Source organism: Streptomyces sp. 8N706, assembly GCF_052245415.1.
GTDB lineage: Bacteria > Actinomycetota > Actinomycetes > Streptomycetales > Streptomycetaceae > Streptomyces.
On record NZ_JBQQBW010000012.1, the window covers coordinates 17,837 to 39,115 of the forward strand.

Annotated in this window: 15 protein-coding genes and 2 pseudogenes; 12 read left to right on the forward strand and 5 right to left on the reverse strand. The window is 72.0% G+C overall.

What is annotated here, in order from left to right:
- Positions 1 to 13: 13 nt before the first annotated feature.
- The 3 genes from ACTWQE_RS07325 (at position 14) to nudC (ending at position 6,440) form a co-directional block, all read left to right on the forward strand.
- On the forward strand, positions 14 to 3,877 hold the full coding sequence (locus ACTWQE_RS07325; protein ID WP_443327993.1) for a UvrD-helicase domain-containing protein: 3,864 nt from the start codon (positions 14 to 16) through the stop codon (positions 3,875 to 3,877).
- Between the two features lie 75 nt (positions 3,878 to 3,952).
- Entirely contained in the window at positions 3,953 to 5,398 is a 1,446-nt protein-coding gene (locus ACTWQE_RS07330; RefSeq protein ID WP_443327994.1) for a M20/M25/M40 family metallo-hydrolase, read from the forward strand.
- A gap of 97 nt (positions 5,399 to 5,495) precedes the next feature.
- Complete coding sequence (gene nudC / locus ACTWQE_RS07335; protein ID WP_443327995.1) at positions 5,496 to 6,440, forward strand: NAD(+) diphosphatase; 945 nt, start codon at positions 5,496 to 5,498, stop codon at positions 6,438 to 6,440.
- 69 nt (positions 6,441 to 6,509) lie between these two features.
- Here nudC and ACTWQE_RS07340 read toward each other — a convergent pair whose 3' ends face one another.
- Positions 6,510 to 6,752 carry a mycoredoxin gene (locus ACTWQE_RS07340; protein ID WP_443327996.1) on the reverse strand — a complete coding sequence of 81 codons (243 nt, stop codon included), beginning with the start codon at positions 6,750 to 6,752 and terminating at the stop codon, positions 6,510 to 6,512.
- 833 nt (positions 6,753 to 7,585) lie between these two features.
- Here ACTWQE_RS07340 and ACTWQE_RS07345 point away from each other — a divergent pair.
- From ACTWQE_RS07345 to ACTWQE_RS07365, 5 genes are all read left to right on the forward strand, one after another.
- A complete protein-coding gene (locus ACTWQE_RS07345) occupies positions 7,586 to 9,775 on the forward strand; it encodes an ATP-dependent DNA helicase UvrD2 (protein ID WP_443328055.1) in 2,190 nt (729 codons plus the stop codon).
- Positions 9,776 to 9,938: 163 nt separating this feature from the next.
- Positions 9,939 to 10,307, forward strand: coding sequence for a hypothetical protein (locus tag ACTWQE_RS07350; protein WP_443327997.1), 369 nt, complete (start codon positions 9,939 to 9,941; stop codon positions 10,305 to 10,307).
- A gap of 174 nt (positions 10,308 to 10,481) precedes the next feature.
- Positions 10,482 to 10,847, forward strand: a complete 366-nt coding sequence (locus tag ACTWQE_RS07355; protein ID WP_443327998.1) for a WhiB family transcriptional regulator — start codon at positions 10,482 to 10,484, stop codon at positions 10,845 to 10,847.
- Positions 10,844 to 11,167 (forward strand): hypothetical protein, encoded by a 324-nt coding sequence (locus ACTWQE_RS07360; protein WP_443327999.1) that lies wholly within the window; start codon positions 10,844 to 10,846, stop codon positions 11,165 to 11,167. Before ACTWQE_RS07355 ends, ACTWQE_RS07360 begins: the two co-directional genes overlap by 4 nt.
- A gap of 101 nt (positions 11,168 to 11,268) precedes the next feature.
- Positions 11,269 to 11,478, forward strand: coding sequence for a hypothetical protein (locus ACTWQE_RS07365; protein ID WP_443328000.1), 210 nt, complete (start codon positions 11,269 to 11,271; stop codon positions 11,476 to 11,478).
- 303 nt (positions 11,479 to 11,781) lie between these two features.
- Here the strand turns inward: ACTWQE_RS07365 and ACTWQE_RS07370 are convergent, their stop codons facing one another.
- Together ACTWQE_RS07370 and ACTWQE_RS07375 are read right to left on the reverse strand one after the other, a co-directional pair.
- Positions 11,782 to 13,170: an ABC1 kinase family protein gene (locus ACTWQE_RS07370; protein WP_443328001.1), complete on the reverse strand. Its 1,389-nt coding sequence runs from the start codon at positions 13,168 to 13,170 to the stop codon at positions 11,782 to 11,784.
- Between the two features lie 352 nt (positions 13,171 to 13,522).
- Positions 13,523 to 14,671, reverse strand: a pseudogene (locus ACTWQE_RS07375) (ThiF family adenylyltransferase); the annotation flags it as partial.
- Positions 14,672 to 14,852: 181 nt separating this feature from the next.
- On the opposite strand from ACTWQE_RS07375, the gene ACTWQE_RS07380 reads away from it, so the two are divergent.
- The 4 genes from ACTWQE_RS07380 (at position 14,853) to ACTWQE_RS07395 (ending at position 18,832) form a co-directional block, all read left to right on the forward strand.
- Positions 14,853 to 15,449 carry a M48 metallopeptidase family protein gene (locus ACTWQE_RS07380; protein ID WP_443328002.1) on the forward strand — a complete coding sequence of 199 codons (597 nt, stop codon included), beginning with the start codon at positions 14,853 to 14,855 and terminating at the stop codon, positions 15,447 to 15,449.
- A gap of 97 nt (positions 15,450 to 15,546) precedes the next feature.
- A complete protein-coding gene (locus ACTWQE_RS07385; RefSeq protein WP_443328003.1) occupies positions 15,547 to 17,358 on the forward strand; it encodes a TerD family protein in 1,812 nt (603 codons plus the stop codon).
- An 11-nt stretch (positions 17,359 to 17,369) separates the two neighbouring features.
- The gene (locus ACTWQE_RS07390) at positions 17,370 to 18,053 is read left to right on the forward strand and encodes an AIM24 family protein (protein WP_443328004.1); all 684 of its coding nucleotides are present in this window, start codon (positions 17,370 to 17,372) and stop codon (positions 18,051 to 18,053) included.
- A 17-nt stretch (positions 18,054 to 18,070) separates the two neighbouring features.
- Positions 18,071 to 18,832 carry an AIM24 family protein gene (locus ACTWQE_RS07395; RefSeq protein ID WP_443328005.1) on the forward strand — a complete coding sequence of 254 codons (762 nt, stop codon included), beginning with the start codon at positions 18,071 to 18,073 and terminating at the stop codon, positions 18,830 to 18,832.
- Between the two features lie 169 nt (positions 18,833 to 19,001).
- Here the strand turns inward: ACTWQE_RS07395 and ACTWQE_RS07400 are convergent.
- Together ACTWQE_RS07400 and ACTWQE_RS07405 are read right to left on the reverse strand one after the other, a co-directional pair.
- Positions 19,002 to 19,476, reverse strand: a pseudogene (locus tag ACTWQE_RS07400) (NUDIX hydrolase); the annotation flags it as partial.
- A gap of 218 nt (positions 19,477 to 19,694) precedes the next feature.
- Complete coding sequence (locus ACTWQE_RS07405) at positions 19,695 to 21,158, reverse strand: zinc-dependent metalloprotease (RefSeq protein WP_443328006.1); 1,464 nt, start codon at positions 21,156 to 21,158, stop codon at positions 19,695 to 19,697.
- Positions 21,159 to 21,279 lie beyond the last annotated feature (121 nt).

Consider the following 21,279-nt stretch of genomic DNA (forward strand, 5'->3'; position numbering starts at 1 on the left):
TAGCCTCACCCGGGTGGCAGCACGCATCACCGACCCCGAGGAGCTCAAAGAGCTCCTGGGCATCCCGTTCACCCCGGAGCAGACGGCCTGCATCACCGCGCCGCCCGCCCCGCAGGTGATCGTGGCCGGAGCAGGCTCCGGGAAGACCACGGTGATGGCCGCCCGCGTCGTGTGGCTCGTCGGCACCGGACAGGTCGCACCCGAACAGGTGCTCGGCCTCACCTTCACCAACAAGGCGGCGGGCGAGCTCTCGGAGCGGGTCCGCAAGGCGCTCGTCGCCGCGGGGGTGACGGACCCCGACGGCGTCCCGGCGGACCGGCCTGCCCAGCAGGGCGCCGAGCATGGCCTTGGGCAGGGCGTCGGGCAGAGCGCAGAGGCGGACGGGGGAGAGCCGAGGATCTCCACCTACCACGCCTTCGCCGGGCAGCTCCTGAAGGAGCACGGCTTGCGGATAGGGATGGAGCCCACCGCCAGGCTGCTCGCCGACGCCACCCGCTTCCAGCTCGCCGCGCGCGTGCTGCGGTCCGCGCCCGGGCCCTACCCGGCGCTCACCACATCACTGCCCGGACTCGTGGAGGACCTGCTCGCCCTCGACGCGGAGCTCTCCGAGCACCTCGTCCCCGCCGAGCGGCTGCGGGCGTACGACACGGCTCTGCTGGCCGCCCTCGACGGCGCGAAGCTCACCAACGCCGACCTGCGCAAGGCGCCCGAGGCCGCCCGCGCCCGTCTGGAGCTGCTCGGCCTCGTCGGGGCCTACCGCGGTGAGAAGCAGCGCCGCGACCTCCTCGACTTCGGCGACCAGATCGCCCTCTCCGCGACCCTCGCCCGGAGCCACCCGGAGGTCGGGCGCATCCTGCGCGAGCAGTTCGCCGTCGTCCTCCTCGACGAGTACCAGGACACCTCCGTGGCCCAGCGCCTGCTGCTCGCGGGCCTCTTCGGCGGCGGGACGGGGCACGCGGTGACCGCTGTCGGCGACCCCTGCCAGGCGATCTACGGCTGGCGCGGTGCCTCTGTCGCCAACCTCGACGACTTCCCGGCGCACTTCCCACGGCGCGACGGCCGCGCGGCGCAGCGCTTCGCGCTCAGCGAGAACCGGCGCAGCGGCGGTCGCCTCCTCGACCTCGCCAACCGGCTGGCGAGCCCGTTGCGTTCGCTCCACGCGGGCGTGGAGGCGCTGCGGCCGGCACCCGGCGCCGAGATGGACGGCACCGTCCGCTGCGCCCTCCTGCCGTCCCACGCCGACGAGTTGGAGTGGCTCGCCGACTCGATCGCCCATCTGGTCCGCACGGGCACCCCGCCCGGTGAGATCGCGGTGCTGTGCCGTACGGCGGCCGACTTCCCGCTGATCCAGGGCGCGCTGGTGGAGCGGGACGTAGCAGTCGAAGTGGTCGGCCTCTCCGGTCTGCTGCATCTGCCCGAGGTGGCCGACCTGGTCGCCGTGTGCGAGGTGCTTCAGGACCCGGGGGCCAATGCCGCGCTGGTCCGGCTGCTGATCGGGCCGCGCTGGCGCATCGGCCCGCGTGACCTCGCGCTCCTGGGCCGCCGCGCCCGGACGCTCGTACGGCCCGCCACGGACGCCGACGCCGGCCCGGACCCGGACGCGCGCCTGGCCGAGGCCGTCGCGGGCGTCGACCCGGCCGAGACCGTCTCGCTCGCCGACGCGCTCGACACGTTCCTGATGGCGGACGGGCCCGATGACGGACTGCCCTTCTCGGCTGAGGCGCGCGTGCGGTTCGCCCGGCTCGCGGCGGAGCTGCGCGACCTCCGGCGCTCGCTCGCCGACCCCCTCATGGACGTGCTCCACCGGGTGCTGGCCACCACCGGTCTGGACGTCGAGCTGTCCGCCTCCCCGCATGCCCTCGCCGCCCGCCGGCGCGAGACGCTGGGCAACTTCCTCGACGTCGCCGCGTCCTTCGCCGCCCTGGAGGGCGAGGCCACACTGCTCGCCTTCCTCGGCTTCCTGCGCACGGCCGTCCGGCACGAGAAGGGCCTGGACAACGCCCTGCCCGGCGGCGACAACACCGTCAAGGTGCTGACCGCGCACAAGTCCAAGGGGCTGGAGTGGGACGTCGTCGCCGTCCCCGGGCTGGTCGCCGGACAGTTCCCCAGCCAGCAGTCGCGCGAGTCCTGGACGTCCAACGCGAAGGTGCTGCCGCACGCACTGCGCGGCGACGCCGCCACTCTGCCGGACATGGGGGAGTGGGACAGCAAGGGGATGGCCGCGTTCAAGAACGCGATGAAGGAGCACCAGGCCACGGAGGAACTCCGGCTCGGCTATGTGACGTTCACCCGCCCGCGCTCCCTGCTGCTCGGGTCCGGCCACTGGTGGGGGCCGAGCCAGAAGCGGCCGCGGGGGCCCTCCGCCTTCCTGGAGGCGCTGCGCGAGCACTGCGAGGCAGGCCACGGCGAGGTCGAGGCCTGGGCGGCCGCCCCCGAGGAAGGCGAGGAGAACCCGGCTCTAAAGGCATCGGCGGCGGACCGGGCGTGGCCCCTGCCGCTGGATCCGGACGCCTTGGCGATGCGCCGACGGGCCGCGGAAGCGGTGCTGACCCATCTGGACCGGCTCACGGAGCGCAACGGGGGCGCCGCGGTGCCGGGCGAGGGCGGCTCCGGAGAGCCCGCCGGACCTCCCGCTGCCGTCTCCGGCCAGGCTGCTTCCGTGCCCGCGCACGGGGTAGCCCACGACCCGGACTGGCCCCCTCCGCCGGAGGACGACCATCCGTCGGGCGCGCCGCCACGGAACCCGGGCCCGTACGAGGACGCAGTTCCCTACGACGACGGCCCGTACGGCCACGACGGCCCGTACGGCCACGACGGCCCCGGTGACTGGGACGACCCCGGCGACTGGGACACCTGGTCCTCCGAACGTCCGCCACTCCAGCGCGCCGGTGGGATCGCGGGGGTGCACGACTCTGCGGAGGAGCACGGCTCCGAGGCCGGACACCGCTCGGTGGAGGAGGACGGCTCCCCGCAGGAGTACGGCTCCGTGCCGCGCCAGCTCCGCCGTACCGGGCCCCAGGGGCCGGCCTTGCCTGCATCCGGCGCGACCGCTCCTCCGCCCCCCGCACACCCCGCCCCTCCCGGCCACCCCCTCCCGCTCTCCGCGGCGGAGCCGGATCCCCTCACACCCGAAGAGGCGCGGGCCGTCGCCTCCTGGGACCGGGACCTGGACGCGCTCGCCGGTGAGCTGCGCAGGACCCGCGCGACCGTGCGGGACGTCCCCGTGCCCCCCTCGCTCAGTACGTCCCAGCTGCTCCGCCTCGCCGCCGACCCCGACGGCTTCGCCCAGGAGCTCGCCCGCCCCATGCCACGGCCTCCGCAGCCCGCCGCGCGCCGTGGCACCCGCTTCCACGCCTGGGTCGAGTCGCGCTTCGAGGAACTGCCCCTGCCGTTTCTCGGCCCCGACGATCTCCCCGGCGGCCTCGGTGCGCTCGGCGACGGCACGGACGACGGCACGGACCTGGAGATCGCGGACGAGCGGGATCTGGCCATCCTCAAGGAGGCCTTCGAACGTACGCCCTACGCCCGGCGCACCCCGTACCGCGTCGAGGAGCCGTTCCAGCTCGTCCTCGCGGGCCGGTTGATCCGCGGTCGGATCGACGCCGTGTACCGCGACAGCGGGCCCGAAGGCGCCACCTACGAGATCGTCGACTGGAAGACAGGCCACGGCCGGACCGCCGACCCGCTCCAGCTCGCGGTCTACCGCCTCGCCTGGGCCGAGCAACACGACCTTCCGCTGTCCGCCGTGACCGCGGCCTTCCTGTACGTCCGCAGCGGTGAGGTGGTCCGCCCGCCGGGCCTCCCCGGCCGGGCGGCTCTGGAGCGCCTCGTGCGCGGCGGGGAGCCGACAGACGCCGGGGAGCCGACAGAGGGCTGACGTGCGGAGGCCGGCGGCAGTGGACCGCCGGAGCCGTGAGAAGCCATGTCCGCGTGGCCGGATAGGCTCGCGGACATGAGCACCGCACCGGACAGCGCCGTCCGCGCGTTCATCGAAGAGCACCGCGCCGACTTCCTCGACGACCTCATGGAGTGGCTGCGTATCCCGTCCGTGTCGGCCGATCCGGCCCGTGCGGCGGACGTACGGCTCAGCGCCGACTGGCTGGCCGCGACGCTCGCCCGGACCGGCTTCCCGGTCGCCGAGGTCTGGACCCCTCCGGTCGGCGAGGACGGACCGGGCGCGCCCGCGGTGTTCGCGGAGTGGCCGTCCGGCGACCCCGACGCCCCCACCGTGCTCGTCTACGGTCACCATGACGTACAGCCCGCCGACCGCGAGGACGGCTGGCGCACCGAGCCGTTCGAACCCGTCATCCGCGACGGGCGGCTCCACGCGCGCGGGGCCGCGGACGACAAGGGGCAGGTCTTCTTCCACACCCTCGGCGTAAGGGCCCATCTCGCGGCGACCGGCCGTACCGCCCCCGCTGTCAACCTGAAGCTGCTCATCGAAGGCGAGGAGGAGTCCGGCTCGCCGAACTTCCCGGCCCTCATCCGGGAGCGCGCCGACCGTCTGGCCTGCGACGCCGTGATCGTGTCCGACACCGGTATGTGGTCCGCGACCACGCCCACCGTGTGCACCGGCATGCGCGGTCTCACCGACTGTCAGATCGACCTGTACGGGCCCGAGCAGGACATCCACTCGGGGTCCTTCGGCGGCGCCGTGCCGAACCCGGCCACCGAGGCCGCCCGCCTGGCCGCGGCCCTCCACGACAGCGACCGCCGGGTGGCGATCCCCGGCTTCTACGACGGAGTGGTCGAGCTGACCGACCGGGAGCGGGAGCTCTTCGCCGAGCTGCCGTTCGACACGTCGGACTGGCTGCGCACCGCGCACTCCCGCGCGACGCTCGGCGAGGCCGGCCACACCACCCTGGAGCGGATCTGGGCCCGCCCGACCGCCGAGGTCAACGGCATCAGCGGGGGCTACCGGGGCCCCGGCGGCAAGACGATCGTGCCGTCCACCGCCCAGCTGAAGCTGTCCTTCCGGCTGGTGGCCGGCATGGACGCGGAGAAAGTGCAGCAGGCCGTACGGGCATGGGTCGCGGCGCGGCTCCCGGCCGGCATCCGCCACGAGATCACCTTCTGGAGAGCCACCCGCCCCTGCCTCACCCCGCTGGACCACCCGGGCCTCCAGTCCGTCGTACGGGCCATGGGGCGGGCGTTCGGACAGAAGATCCGGTTCACCCGTGAGGGCGGTTCCGGTCCGGCGGCGGACCTCCAGGACGTCCTGGACGTGCCGGTGCTGTTCCTCGGCATCTCGGTGCCGTCGGACGGCTGGCACGCGCCGAACGAGAAGGTCGAGCTGGATCTGCTGATGAAGGGCGTGGAAACCGCCGCGTACCTGTGGGCGGATCTGGCGGAGAATGGGCGGGCCCTCCGGACGGCGCCCGACGCCTCGTGCCCGTGAGCCCCCGGGCGTCTCGTGCCCGTAACCCGGCGCCTGGAGCCCGTCGTGCATATATGTCGATGAATCACCTGCCTCGCAGGGGGAGTGGAAAACAGCTGTGACCACCTGGACCGACCGCACCGCAGTCCCGCGGATCAGCCTCACCGGAGCGCACGGCATCGACCGCGCGGCGCACCACCGTCTCGACGAGGCATGGCTCGCCGCCGCGTGGAGCCACCCCACCACGCGGGTCTTCGTGGTCTCCGGCGGGCAGGCGCTGATCGACGACACCGCCGACGGCCGTACCGAACTCGTCATGACGCCCGCCTTCGAGGCTCCCCCCACCGAGACGCACCGCTACTTCCTGGGCACGGACGCGGACGGCGTGCGCTATTTCGCGCTGCAGAAGGACGCCCTGCCGGGACGGATGGACCAGTCAGCGCGGCCCGCAGGACTGCGGGAGGCGGGGGCGCTGCTGTCCGAGCGCGACGCAGCCCTGATGGTGCACGCCGTGGCGCTGGAGAACTGGCAGCGGTTGCACCGCTTCTGCTCGCGCTGCGGCGAGCGCACGGTCATCGCGGCCGCGGGCCACATCCGCCGCTGCCCGGCCTGTGGCGCGGAGCACTACCCCCGTACCGACCCCGCCGTGATCATGCTGGTGACGGACGAGGAGGACCGTGCCCTGCTCGGCCGCCAGGTGCACTGGCCGGAAGGCCGCTTCTCGACCCTGGCGGGCTTTGTCGAGCCGGGGGAGTCGATCGAGCAGGCGGTGGTGCGGGAAGTCCACGAGGAGGCGGGCGTCACGGTCGGTGACGTGGAGTACCTCGCCAGCCAGCCATGGCCCTTCCCGTCCAGTCTGATGCTGGGCTTCATGGCGCGGGCCACGTCCTCGGACATCACGGTGGACGGCGAGGAGATCCACGAGGCGAGGTGGTTCTCCCGGGACGAGCTGGCCGCGGCGTTCGAGTCGGGCGAGGTGCTGCCGCCGTCCGGCATCTCGATCGCGGCACGGCTGATCGAAGTGTGGTTCGGCAAGCCGCTGCCCGTGGGCAGTCCGCGCTGAGGCGGGCGGCTCACGGGCAGGGGGCAGCCGGAAGCGGTCCGAGGCGGCCGGACACGGGGACGTCCGGTATCAGACCCCGATCTTCTCCTTGACCTGGGCCAGGGAAGGGTTCGGCAGCGCGGAACCGTCGGGGAAGAGCACGGTCGGCACCAGCTGGTTGCCGTTGTTGACCTTCTCGACGAAGGAGGCCGACTCCGGGTCCAGCTCGATGTTGATCTCGGTGTACGCAATACCTTCGCGGTCCAGCTGGCTCTTCAGCCGGCGGCAGTAGCCGCACCACGTCGTGCTGTACATCGTCACAGTGCCCTGCATGGGTCCTCGCGCTCCTTCGGGTAGGGCATCACGGTCGGTAGTGGAACGCGCAACTTTTCCGCCGCATTCCCCGGGGGGATCTGCGGTATCCGCTTGGGTCATCCGCGGCGGTGTCCACCACCCTTGTCCCAGTCACCCCAGTCACCCCAGTCACCCCAGTCACCCCAGTGGCCCCAGTGGCCCCGGTCGTCCCGCTTGTTCCGGCCATTCCGGCATCCCGGCCATCCCGGTCATCCGTGCGACGGTACACGACGACGGGGCGGCGGCCGGCGCTACGGCGCGGGCCCCGGCGTCGGATGACCCACGGACGGCGCGGGCGGGCCGACGGCCGGTGCCGGGCCGGCCGTACGGGCGTCCGCCGGGCTGGATGCGGGGCGGTGCCGAGGTGTGTCGGGACGGCGCCGGGCGGGCCTACGGGCGGCGCTGGGCTATCCGATACGGCGCGCAGCAGCCAGGCCGAGAAGCCGTAGTGAGCGTCAGCGCCCCGCCCGCGAGGGCTGTCCCCCGCGGCGAGACCGACGAGTCCGCGGGCGGGGAGGCCGACAGCGCCCCGGCCGCTGGCGGGGCGAGGAGCGGTGCCCGGCCGGCCGTACGGGGTGCTGGACGGGCGCTCGCGAAGCCGCGACGTCGGGCGGACGCACTCACTGCGGCGATTGGTACGACCGCAGGGTCACACCTGTGGACATCCTTCCCGTCCGTCACGGGGGACCTGGCAGCATGGCGGGGTGACAGCAAGCAACGGCCCCCTGGTCTCCGTCGCCCCCGGCCCGGCCGCCTCCGGTACGGGGAGCGCCGCCCCCCTGGTCCCGGCGGTTCCCGACTCGGCCGACGCGGTGCTCGACGGGCTCGACCCCGAGCAGCGGGAGGTCGCCACGGCCCTGCACGGGCCGGTCTGTGTGCTCGCCGGTGCCGGTACGGGCAAGACCCGTGCGATCACCCACCGGATCGCCTACGGCGTCCGGGCCGGGATCCTCCAGCCCTCCAGCGTGCTCGCCGTCACCTTCACCAACCGCGCCGCGGGGGAGATGCGCGGCCGGCTGCGCCAGCTCGGCGCGGCCGGTGTCCAGGCCCGTACGTTCCACTCCGCCGCGCTGCGCCAGCTCCAGTACTTCTGGCCGCGTGCGGTCGGCGGAGAGCTCCCACGGCTCGTCGAGCGCAAGGTCCAACTGGTCGCGGAGGCCGCCGCCCGCGGCCGTATCCGGCTGGACCGCAACGAACTGCGGGACGTCACCGGTGAGATCGAGTGGGCGAAGGTCACCCAGACCGTGCCCGAGGACTACCCCGCCGTCGTCGCGAAATCCGGCCGTGAAGTGCCGCGTGACCCGGCCGAGATCGCCGGGATCTACGGCACCTACGAGCAGCTGAAGCGCGACCGCGGCGTCATCGACTTCGAGGACGTGCTGCTGCTGACGGTCGGTGTGCTCCAGGACCGGCACGACATCGCGGACCAGGTCCGCCGCCAGTACCAGCACTTCGTCGTCGACGAGTACCAGGACGTCAGTCCGCTGCAGCAGCGTCTCCTCGAGCTGTGGCTCGGCGACCGGGACAGCCTGTGCGTGGTCGGCGACGCCGGTCAGACCATCTACTCCTTCACCGGAGCCACCCCCGACCATCTGCTCGGCTTCCGCACCCGGCACCCGCATGCCACGGTCGTGAAGCTCGTCCGCGACTACCGCTCCACTCCCCAGGTCGTGCACCTGGCCAACGGCCTGATGGGGCAGGCCCGGGGCAGGGCCGCCGAGCACCGGCTGGAGCTGGTCTCGCAGCGGGGCCCCGGACCCGAGCCGGTCCACGCCGAGTTCGCCGACGAGCCGGCCGAGGCCGAGGGCATCGCCCGCCGCATCCGCGAGCTGATGACGCCTCGTGACCAGGGAGGCGAAGGCGTTCCGGCCAGTGAGATCGCCGTGCTCTACCGCATCAACGCCCAGTCGGAGATCTACGAACAGGCGCTTGCCGACCACGGGATCCCGTACCAGCTGCGCGGCGCGGAGCGCTTCTTCGAACGCCCGGAGGTGCGCGAGGCGGGTGTCGCGCTGCGGGGCGCGGCCCGGGCGGGGGGCAACGACGCCCTCCTGGAGGACGCCGCCGCCCTCCCCGACCAGGTGCGGGCCGTGCTCGGCACGAAGGGCTGGACGCCGGAGCCGCCCGCCGGCTCCGGCGCCGTGCGGGACCGCTGGGAATCCCTGGCCGCCCTCGTCCGGCTCGCCGAGCAGCTCTCCGCCGCCCGCTCCGCGGCGGGTGCGGAGACCACGACACTCGGTGACTTCGTCGCCGAGCTCGACGAGCGGGCCAACGCCCAGCACGCCCCGACCGTCGAGGGGGTCACCCTCGCCTCGCTGCACGCTGCGAAGGGGCTGGAGTGGGACGCGGTGTTCCTGGCCGGCCTGACCGAGGGCATCATGCCGATCACCTACGCCAAGACCGACGAGCAGATCGAGGAGGAGCGCCGACTCCTCTATGTCGGTGTGACCCGCGCACGGGTCCACCTCAGCCTCTCCTGGGCGCTGTCGCGAGCGCCGGGCGGCCGCGCGGGCCGTCGCCCCAGCCGCTTCCTCCAGGGGCTGGGCGGCTCCGCCGCCACCGGGGGCACGGGCGGCAAGGGCGGCGTCGAGCGGGGCGGCGGAGCCAAACGCAGGAGGCGCGGGCCCATCCGGTGCCGGGTGTGCGGGCGCACGCTCACCGACGCGGGCGAGATAAAGATGATGCGGTGTGAGGACTGCCCCTCCGACCTGGATGAGGCGCTGTATGAGCGGCTGCGGGAGTGGCGCATGGAGCAGGCCGAGCAACTCGGCCAGCCGGCGTACTGCGTCTTCACGGACAAGACGCTGATGGCCATCGCCGAGGCCGTGCCGGTCGACGAGTCCCAACTGGTCACGATCGCCGGAGTGGGGCGGCGCAAGCTGGACCGGTTCGGGGCGGATGTGCTGGCGTTGTGCGCGGGTGAGGAACCGGGGCGTGACCTGCCCGATGCCGGCCCCGATGACGGCCTCGCCGACCCCGTCGGCGGGAGCGCAGACGAATGAGACGAACTCGTCGAGAAAATAGTTTGCGCATGCCGCAGGAATCCCAATAGCCTTCCGAGCACGGAGGCAACGGGCTTCTCCGAGCCCTTGCTCCGTGTTGTACTGAAGAGCCCGACGGACTGGTCCGACCAGTCCCCCGAGACGCCGAGAGGAGGCGAGCCCAATGACCAGCATCACCAAACTGTCCGGTCGTGAGGTCGTCGCCTCCTGCCTGTCCGGCGTCTCCGTGCTTCGCTCCGTCTCCCTCCGGCCTGGCTCCCTGCAGAGCCTCCGGATGAGCTTCACCGGTCTTTCCGGTGCTGCCGAAGCACGTCGCGTCGAGCGCGGCATTGTCGCGGTCAATGAGCGACCGACCCAGGCACCGGCGGCAGTAGCAGCGGCACAGGCCTCGGCCTATGCCTTTGCGGCCAAGGGTGCCGACCTCCAGCAGAACTGGACCGATGGCGGTTTCGCCGGCGGTACGACCTCTGCGGCCGAGCACCACACGATGCGGGCCTTCCGCGGCCTTGAACCCTGGAGAGATCCAGCCTGATCGCCAGATCAGGTCGGCACCTTCCAGGGCCGCGGAACCCGAACCGGGATCCGCGGCCCTTTCCGTTGCCGGAGAACACAACGTTCGCCCCGGCAGCGGAACCGGAAGCCACCCGGTACCGACCACCCTCCCGGCCCACCAGGCCGGGCCCGACAGACGAGGAAGACACCAACCGTGCCCAGCCCAGCGCACGCCCCGTCCGTAACGCATGACCCCGCGATCCCCCCGCCCGGCCACTCGGAGGTCCCCTTGACTCAGCTGACCCAGCTCACCGTGCTCGACGACGAGATCGAGCGCCTGGGTGAGCTCATCCCCTGCCGCTCGTACGACCCCGAGGTCTTCTTCGCCGAGTCGCCCGCCGATGTCGAGTACGCCAAGTCGCTCTGTCAGACCTGCCCGCTGCGTGAGGCCTGCCTGGCGGGCGCCAAGGACCGTCGTGAGCCGTGGGGCGTCTGGGGTGGCGAGCTCTTCGTCCAGGGTGTCGTCGTGCCGCGGAAGCGGCCGCGTGGCCGCCCGCGCAAGAACCCGGTCGCGGCATGACCACCCTCGGAACGATCGACCGTCCGCATACGCACGAACCCCAGAAGCAGGTCCCGACGATGAAGCCGTCCGCCCACGAGCCGTCCGTCAGCGGCGCCCCTTACACCACCATCGGCGCGAAGGCTTCGCGCCAGAACAGGACACGAGAGATGCAACTCATCCCAGAAGCCCTGGCCCGTGCTCATATGCAAGCGCGGCTGCAGGAGGCCGAGTCCGAACGCAGGGCTCTGCGCGTGGCCGCCGCCCGTCGTATGCAGCGTCGTGCCGAGCGCGCCTCGCTGCGGGCCCGGCGCGCCCTGGCCATGGCCGTGATGCAGTAACCGCGGCAGCGTGCTGCGAAGGTGCGGGGCCGGTTCGCCGAACCGGCCCCGCGGTGCGTGGTGCCCTTCCTCTTGCTGTTCACGGGGATATCGTCGAAAAGGTGAACCAACACACTCATCACCTTGCTCAGCAAGGTGCCGAGAACGAGACCGTGACCTGCTTCCGCTGCGGGGCCCGCGTGGCAGGCCCTACCCCGCCGGTGACCTGGACCTGCTCTGTGGAGAACGGCGGCCGGCGCTACTTCTGCGAGCACTGTGCCCGGGACAACCTCCGCGCCATCGAAGGACGGCTCGACTCCTCCTGGTGGTGAACGCACGGCGGAGGACCCCACCGTTCCCCGCACGGCGGACCCACGGTGCTCCCGGCCGTGCGCTGGGGATGCTCCCACCCGGACGGAGACGGGGACCCCGGTGGATGGAGCGGGGTGGAGCGGGATGGAGCGGTGTGGATGGCTCGGGCCTGGGAGCTCCTCCCAGCACGGGCGAACGTCAGCTCGTGCTGTAGATCGCAAGACGTCGGTCCGACCTCGTACCGCGCCTGCTCGGGCGACTCGGCGACGGCCGCGAGGCGCGGTGCCAGGCCTCGCGAGCCGATCGCCCATTCTGTGAGAGCTCTAAGGCCCTGCCGCGGTCTCCTTCTTCTCGGTCGAGTCCACACCCGTCTCCTCGGCCTCGAAGCCGGGCACCCATGCGACGAGTTCGTCCCGCAGTCGGACCGTCGCGCCCAACTGGCACAGAACCCCGATGGTGCTCAGCGTCACCCGGTGTATCAGCAGATACGCCGGTGGCAGGTTCAGCTGCTTGCCCAACTGGTACGCGGGCGACCGGGGATCGGCGATCCGGGCGGCCTGGGTACGCATCCAGCTCCGAGTGAAGGTGAATTCCTCGACCCGGGCCGGTTCGATGATCGGCAGCAGATAGTCGAGCACCGCGTCCGGCTGCAGATCGATGGCAGGTTTGACGAAGCCCTCCTCGCAGAGCATCGCGTAGACCGCCTCGCCGTCCCCTTCCAGCGTCATCCGCAGCGAGGTGCCAATGGTCGGAGGCAACCCCTCCGGCAGCCGGTCGACCGTCCCGAAGTCCATCACGCCCAGCCGCCACTTCTCGGGCGGCCCGTCGGCCGCGTCACCGACCAGGAGACGGAAATTCCCGGGGTGGGGATCCGCGTGCAGCAGGCCTGTCCGTGCCGTGCCGGAGAAGAGGAAGCGGGCCAGCAGCTGTCCCGCCCTGTCCCGCTCCGCCTGTCCGCCGTGGGCTATGACCTCGGAGAGCGGTACACCGTCCATCCACTCCGTGATCAGGACCTGGTCGCTCTGGTGCACCACATCGGGCACCACCACATCCGGGTCGTCGGCGAACTCCTCCGCATGGGCCCGCTGTGCCTGGGCCTCCAAGGCGTAGTCGAGCTCCTCCGACACCCGGTCGCGCAGTTCGGCAATGAGCGGCTTGATGTCCATGCCCGGAATCAGCGGCCCCAGCATCCTGGCGAACCGGCCCAATTGAGTGAGATCCGACAGCAGGGCCTCGCCCGCGCCCGGATACTGCACCTTGACGGCCACTTCCCGCCCGTCATGCCACACCGCGCGGTGCACCTGCCCGATCGATGCCGCTGCCGAGGGCTTGTCCTCGAACTCCTCGAAAAGCTCGCGCCAGTTCTCGCCGAGCCGCTCCTCCAGAACCGAGTGCACCGTCCGCACCGGCATGGGAGGCGCCGCTTCCTGAAGCTTCGTCAGCGTTGCCCGGTACGGTCCCGCCACCTCCTCGGGCAGCGCGGACTCGAAGACCGACAGCGCCTGCCCGAACTTCATGGCACCGCCCTTGAGCTCACCGAGCACTCTGAACAGCTGGTCGGCGGTTCGCTGTTGCAGCTCACGGGCGACGATCTCCGCCGACCGCCCACCGATCCGCTTGCCCAGCCCCCAGGTCGCCCGGCCGGCGAATCCCAGTGGCAGCGCGGCCAACTTGGCGGTACGGGTGACCGCCTTGCGGGGAAGATCAGACATTCGCCCCTCCAACTCCACTGCACTCTCCCGTGGGGCTCCCCCAGGGGCCACGCCGCAGACCGTGGTACGCGCCCATTGTCCCGTGCGCCTGGGACACCGCGGTGAGGCCCACGCCACATCCGGCAACTTCATCTGCACTCGAGTCCGAGTCCCCACCGGAGTCCCAGCCCCAGGACGTGTCCGACCCGGCCTCGGACCCGGAGTTCGGCCCGGCCCCCGACCCGGCCCCCGACCGGCGCCCCACCCCGGCCCCCGACCGGCGCCCCGCCCCGGAGCTTGACCCGGCCTCGGGCCCCGGGTTCGACCAGGCCCCCGGCCGGGACCTGGAGCCGGGGTTCGACCCGGACCCGGCGCCGGTGGCCGATCCCGGCTCCGGCTCCGCATGCGAAGCGGAAACGGAGGCCGAACCCGAGGGAATCGCACCGCATCCGCAGCTCGGGTGCCGTGTGACCGGCCGCGGTTCCCACGTCAGATCCGGGAGCGCGAACTCCAGTCGCGCTCCGGTGCAGAGCGGAAGCCGCCCGTCGAGAAAGGTCAGCGCATAGGAGGCGGTGAGCCCCGCCACCATGGTCGCCAACGCGGTGTCGCAAGCCACGCCGCCCGACCCACTGCGCCCGGATCGCCACTGTGCAAGCATCCGCGGCCAGGCAGGCTCCCGTTCGGCCCGCTCCAAAGCCAGACACCTCGCGCAAGCCGAACCACCCGGCAGGACCAGGGGACCGACGACTCCTGTGCCTTCGATCACACCCGCGTACAGATGCGGTGTCCCGGACTCCATCAGTTCCTCGGCGGCGACGGGATCGGGTGCGTACGCCGCGAGCCCGTCGCGCGGGGCGATCACCACGAGCGCCGTAGCCGGCTCGCCCGCCCCGGCGGAGTCCGGTCGCCGAGGACGCGGGCCGGGAGCGCAGGCCCGCACAACGCGTTTCGTGGCCGCGCTCCGTCGTTCCCCGACGGACTCCGGAGGCACCCCGGACGGAGCGACATCCCACGGCTGGACACATCCGCCGTCCGTCACGTCCACCGCTCCCACTCCGGCAGCGGACAAGGCCGCCGCGACGGCCGCACCGACCCGGCCCGCACCCCGGACCCGCACCCGTACGGCTGCCCGTGCGGTCATACGCCGCACAGCGGCGCCCGGCTCGGGATGCACCACTGACAGCGAGGCCAGGTCGGGCCGCAGCCGGTCCCACGCGGCGCCGCGCTCCCACGCACGAGCTGCGGGGCCGCCGCCCGGGCCGGGCGCCGTCGGGTCGTCCAGCAGCCCTGCGGTGCAGAGCCGGTCCACCAACTCGTCCACCCGGCCCGCCGCCAGCCCCATCGCCGCGGCTTCCTTGCGCAGCAGTGGCAGGCCGCGGGTGCCGTCGAGCAGATCAAGAAAGCTGCCCGTCGCTGTGTCCACCGGGCCCAACACCACCGCGTGCGCGGCAGCCACTCCGAACTGCACGCTCTCCCGGTTCCGCCAGCCGCGCCGCAGCGCGGGCTTGAGCATCGGGTGCATGGCCATCCCCCCGTCGTCCGATCCGACCGGACCAGCATGCCCCCCGTCGGACGCTCGCCGCGGAAAGTTGTCCACAGGTGGTGGGCAATAGTCGTTCAAACCATGCACACGGCCGTGTGTATCCTCCCCAAACCGTTCCAGGGGCGGGACGTCGCCCACCTTCAGCGGGTAACGTCGGGGCGTGCCCGCCGACCCACTGCACCGCGCCGGAAGCGCGCAGCGCAGCCCCACCAGCCAGACTCTCATCGGCTCCGGGACAGGCGCGGTCGAGGTCCGCCGAAGTGCCCGGCGGCGCCGTACGGTCTCCGCCTACCGCGAGGGCGACCGCACCGTGGTCCTCATCCCGGCTCGTATGTCGGAGGCCGAGGAGCAGCGCTGGGTGACCGTCATGCTGGACAAGCTGGCGGCCCAGGAGAGCAAGCGCATGCTGAACGACAGCGAACTCGCCGAACGGGCCGAGCAGCTGTCCCTGCAGTATCTGGACGGCCGGGCCCGGCCCGCCACCGTTCGCTGGGTCACCAACCAGAACACCCGCTGGGGCTCGTGCACCCCCGCGGAGGGCAGCATCCGCCTGTCGCACCGCCTGCAGGGCATGCCCGGGTACGTCATCGACTACGTACTCGTCCACGAACTGGCGCATCTGCTGGTGCCGGGCCACGGACCGCGCTTCTGGGAGCTGCTGAAGGCGTATCCACGGACCGAACGGGCCCGCGGCTACCTCGAAGGCGTGGTCGCGGCCGACCGGCTGCCGCATCTGCCCGCGGCCCGCGACGCGTAGCCGAGCTGTGGCCTCACCGGGGATCGCCCGCTGTCCGTCTCAGCCGTTAGCCTGACGCAACGCATTGCACAGTTCGGATGGGGGACGGTCGTTACGCATGGCCAGGGAATTCCAACGGGGCCACAAGGCCAGGATCAGTGAACTGACAGCGGGGACAGATCTGTACGTCGGCGTACAGATATCGGGTCCAGGGCTGTCCTTCGACATCAGTTGCTTCGGCCTCGACGCCGAGGAGCGGCTGTCCGACGACCGCTACTTCATCTTCTTCAACCAGCCGAAGTCGCCCGAGGAATCGATCCAGCAGCTGGGAGCGCAGGCCGGCGACGCCGAGTCCTTCCGCGTCACGCTCGACCGCATCCCGGCGAACATCCACAAGCTCTCCTTCACCGCCACGCTCGACGGCGCGGGCCAGATGTCGCAGATCGGCCCCGGCTACATCCGGATCGTGGCAGGCGGTGAAGAGGTCGTCCGTTACTCCTTCACCGGCTCGGAATTCAGCACCGAGCGCGCCGTGATGCTCGGTGATTTCTATCTGAAGGACGTATGGCGGTTCGCGGCCGTCGGTCAGGGCTTCGACGGCGGGCTCGAGGCGCTGCTGAGGAACTTCGGTGGCGAGGTGCTCGAGGAGGAGCCCGCCGCTCAACAGCCCCCGGCGGCACCCGGCTTCGCGCCGCCGCAGAACGCCGCGCCCGCACCGGCGTTCGCCCCGCCGAGCGCGCCGACACCGGCTGCTCCTCAGGCTCAGGCCCCGACACCGGCTGCTCCTCAGGCTCAGACCCCGACACCGGCTGTTCCTCATGCCCAGGCCCCGACACCGGCTGGTCCCCAGGCTCAGTCACCGACGGCACCACAGGTCCAGGACCAGCCCCCGGCCGCACCCCAGCCGGCGCCCGACTTCGGTCCGCCGCAGGGCACCCCGCCGCCGGCCCCTACCGCGCCGCAGCAGATGCACGCGGCCCCCACCATCGCCGCGCCCCTCGCTCCCCCCGGCGGGCAGGCTCAGCCCGGCGGCCAGGCCCCGCCGGCCGGCCGGCCAGGTCAGTACCCCGCCCAGCAGCCCCAGTTCGGCGGGCCGCAGGGTCAGCCCGGCCCGTTCCCGGCCCAGCCCGGCCCGCACGGTCACCCAGGAGCCCCGGCCCCGGCCCCCGCTCCGTACGGCGGGCCCGCACAACCCGGCCCGTACGGTCAGCCGGGCCAGGCTCCCGGCGGACCGCAGCAGGGCATGCCGCCTGCGCCCGGCACGTCGGCGCCCGGCCTCGGCGCCGCACTCCAGAAGTACCGTGAGGCGCCCACCGGCCAGCGCTGGACCCTGCAGAACCAACAGCTCATCAGGATCGACCTCGGCGCCGACGGTCAGCCCGTCCTCGCCCGTCAGGGCAGCATGGTGCTGTACCAGGGCAAGGTCGACTTCAGCTACAAGGGCGCCGGTTTCCGCGGCCGGGTCGTCGGCAACGCCACCGGCCAGGAAATGCAGCTCATGCGCTGTACGGGCCGTGGCCAGGTGTTCTTCGCCGAGAACGGCTCGCACATTCACCCGGTCGAGCTCCAGGGCGACGCGATCTGCGTCTCGGCGGAGAACGTCCTCGCCTTCGACGAGTCGCTGCAGCACGAGGTGCGCCGCATCGAGGGCCATGGCATTCCCGGTGGCGCCCTGTTCACCATGCAGTTCCAGGGCACCGGCACCGTCGTGGTGAAGACCCAGGGTGTCCCGGTGGTCCTGCCGGTCACGCCGACGACCTTCGCCGACAGCAATGCCATCGTCGCCTGGTCCGCGGCATCACAGGTGATCATCTCCAGCCAGGTGAGCCTGCGCCGCAACGCCTATCCGGGACACAGCGGCGAGACCGTGAACCTCCAGTTCCGCGGGGCGCCCGGCAACTTCATCGTCGTCCAGCCCTACGAGGTCTGAAGGAGCCCGTCATGGACCAGCAACTGATCGCGGGCTACGCCCCGGCGCCGATGGCCGCCCGGATGGAGAACCACGGGCGCAGCATGCTCAAGGTCGCCATGCAGAGCGGCCAGGACCTCTTCGCGCGCACCGGCTCGATGGTCGCGTACGAGGGTTTCGTGCAGTACGAGCCCAATCCGCCCGCCGTGCGCCAGATGGCGTCCCAGTGGCTCACCGGCGAGGGTGCCCCGCTGATGAAGTGCACCGGCGACGGCCTGCTCTATCTCGCCGACTACGGCGCCGATGTCGTCTGCGTCAATCTCGACAACGAGTCGGTCTCCGTCAACGGCACCAATCTGCTCGCGTTCGACGCCCATCTCCAGTGGGGTGTCCAACGGGTGAAGGGCATGGCCAAGTTCGCGGGTCAGGGACTCTTCAACGTCGGTGTCTCCGGCACCGGATGGGTCGCCCTGACCTCCCGCGGAACCCCGATCGTCGTCGACTGCGGGCGGGGGGAGGACGAGACCTATGTGGACCCGGACGCGCTCGTCGCCTGGTCCAGCGGTCTGAAGATGAAGGGGAAGCGCAGCTTCAAGGCGTCGTCGATGATCGGGCGGGGCAGCGGCGAGGCCTACCAGATCGGTTTCTCCGGTCAGGGATTCGTCGTCGTCCAGCCCAGCGAGGACAGCACCGACCGGCTCCGGGCCCGGGGCTGAGGGGGAGCGAACACACCATGCAGAGTCCACTTTTCGGCTTCACCGAGACCGAGACGCAGGACCGTTACGCGCTGCAGAACCCACAGCTGCTGCGTGTCTCCCTCACCGGGCATGACGACGTCCTCGCCCGCAAGGGCACGATGGTCGCCTATCAGGGGCTGATGGAGTTCGACGCCGAGTACCGGACCTCGGGGCAGCAGCGCGCCCGCGCTCACACCGGCGAGGGCCTGGACCTGATGCGCTGCTCCGGGCAGGGCACCGTCTACTTCGCCAACCTCGCCCAGTACGTGCATGTGGTCGAGGTCGGGCGCGACGGGCTGACCGTCGACAGCAGTTACGTCCTGGCGCTCGACTCCACGCTGCACAGCGAGGTGATCGCTGTGGACAGCCAGTTCGGCATCTCGGGTTCCGGTAAGTACAACCTGCAGATCACCGGACACGGCAAGGTCGCGCTGATGACCTCGGGCCAGCCGCTGATGCTCCAGGTCACCCCGGACAAGTACGTCAACGCCGACGCCGACGCCATCGTCGCCTGGTCCAGCTCGCTGCGGGTCCAGATGCAAGCCCAGACGCACTCCTCCGGTGTCTTCCGGCGCCGGGGCAACACCGGTGAGGGCTGGGAGCTCAGCTTCCTCGGCCAGGGCTACGCGCTGGTCCAGCCCAGCGAGCTGATGCCGCCGCAGAACGCGGAGATCGGCCAGGGCCTGCGCGCCCAGTACGGCACGGGCGGGCAGGGTGCTCACGGCCAGAACCAGGGCAACGTCTGGACCAACCGCTAGCGACCCAGGCGAGGGCCGCGCCCGTACACCTGGGGGGGGGGACGGGCGCGGCCCGCTGTCGCCGTGCGGGGGACTCGTCGGCCAGGTCGGGGAGCTCGTCCTACAGGAGGGTGCGGGCGCGGTCCACGAGCTGTACGGGGGACTCGTCCGCCACCGTGGGCACTTCGTCCTACAGGAGGGTGCGGGCGCGGTCCACCAGCCGTACGACGGACTCGTCCGCCACCGCGGGAACCTCGTCGTACGCGAACCAGCGCAGATCCAGCGACTCGTCGCTGATCGCCGCCACCGCACCGCCCGGGGCGAGTGCCGCGTACTGCACATCCAGGTGCCAGGCGCACGGCGTCCGGTGCCGGTCCAGGCGCACGGGACCGCCGGGCAGCAACGTCAGTCCGGCGATGCCGGACTCCTCCGTGGCCTCACGCAGGGGCCGCACCCGCCAGGGTCGCGTCCTGTGGTTCACAGTGCCCGCCCATCTGCAGCCACATCCGCAGTTTGCGGTGCAGCGTCAGCAGGACGCGTGCGCCCTCCGGATCGATCACCAGCGCGCTCGCGGTGATATGTCCGGCGCGGCAGGCCTTCCACATCCCGTCCGGGTGGGTGGCCAGGTGGTCCAGATACGCCAGACGAAGCTCTTCCTGATCACCATGTGGTACGCCCGGGCGGTCACCATGGCGGCCGCCCGGATGGTCAGCCCTGGGAGGGGCCGACTTCCGCGGGTCAGCGTTCTTCAGGCTCCGGTTCTGCGGGCTTCCGTCGTCCCGGCTCCGGTTCTGCGGGCTTCCGTCGTCCCGGCGCGCGTTCTCCGGGTGCCCGTTCCTGAGGCCCCAGCTCTTCAATACATGCGCCGCGTCCTCGTGCAGGCTCACTTCTCGCTGTCGCCCTTGCTGCCCCGGCCGTTCGCGTCGCCCTCGTCCGCGTCGTCGCCCCGGCCCGGGCGACCGTCCTTGTCGAGCCTCGGCTTCTCCCCGCCGCCCGCGGCCTCACCGAGCATCTTGTCGAGCTCGGAGAAGTCCAGCTGCTCGCGGTGCACGAACCCGTCCGGATCGTCCAGGTCCTCCGCCGTCGGCAGCATGTCCGGGTGCGCCCACAGGCCGTCCCGGCCGTCCAGCCCGCGTGCGTCCGTCAGCGAGGCCCACAGCCGGGCAGCGTCTCTCAGGCGCCGGGGCCGCAGCTCCAGCCCGATCAGCGTGGCGAAGGTCTGCTCCGCCGGGCCGCCGCTCGCACGCCTCCGCCGCAGTGTCTCGCGCAGCCGGTCCGCCGACGGCAGATGCGGCGCGGCGGCGGCATGGACCACCGCGTCGACCCAGCCCTCGACGAGCGCCAGCGCCGTCTCCAGCCGCGCCAGGGCGGCCTTCTGCTCCGGGGTGTCCTCCGGCTGGAACATGCCCTGCTGCAGGGCCTCCTGAAGCTGCTCGGGGTGCGTCGGGTCCAGCTGGCCGACGGCGTCCTCCAGCTTCGCGGTGTCCACCTTGATGCCCCGGGCGTAGCCTTCGACCGCGCCGAAGAGGTGCGAGCGCAGCCACGGCACATGGGCGAAGAGGCGCTGATGCGCGGCCTCGCGCAGCGCCAGATACAGCCGCACCTCTTCCTGCGGCACGCCCAGGCCCTTGCCGAACACCTCGATGTTCACCGGCAGCAGCGCGGCCTTGCCCGCGGGCCCCAGCGGCAGTCCGATGTCGCTCGAGCCGACGACCTCGCCCGCCAGCATGCCCACGGCCTGCCCGATCTGGGTGCCGAACATGGCACCGCCCATGGAGCGCATCATCCCGAGCAGCGGGCCCGCCATGGCCTGCATCTCCTCGGGGAGCACATCGCCCATCGCGGCACCGACCCGCTCGGCGACCGGGTCCACCAGGTCCTTCCACACCGGGAGGGTCGCCTCGACCCACTCGGCGCGGCTCCACGCCACAGCGGCGCCCGAGCCGGAGGGCAGCGAGGTGACACCGTCCAGCCACAGGTCCGCGAGCCGTACCGCCTCCTCGACGGCCGCCCGCTCGCCCGGGCCGACGCTCGCGTCCTTGGTGCCCTCGGCGCCCTGAGCGACGGTCTGCCGTGCGATGTCCTTGGCCATGTCCCAGTTCACCGGGCCGCCCTCGTACGAGAGCATCTGTCCGAGCTGCTGGAAGGCCGCCCCCAGGTCGTTCGGGTTGAGCGAACCGAACATCGCGGCGAACGGGTTGTCCCCACCGCTGCCGCCGAGCGCACCGCCGAACCCGAACGGATTCGCGGGGCCCTGGTGGCCGCCCTGGCCCCCCTTCTTCTTGCCGTCGTCGCCGTCCTCCGGCTCCTCCGGCGGAAGGCCGAATCCGAATGGGTTGTCGCTCACGGGGTTCCTCGGCTCGTAGGGCCGCCGACCGGGGCCGACGGCGACTGCCCGACATCAACACCCAGCGTAGACACTCCGCACACCTCTAGGCTCGGTGCTTGGCTGCCTGAATGCCTGCGGC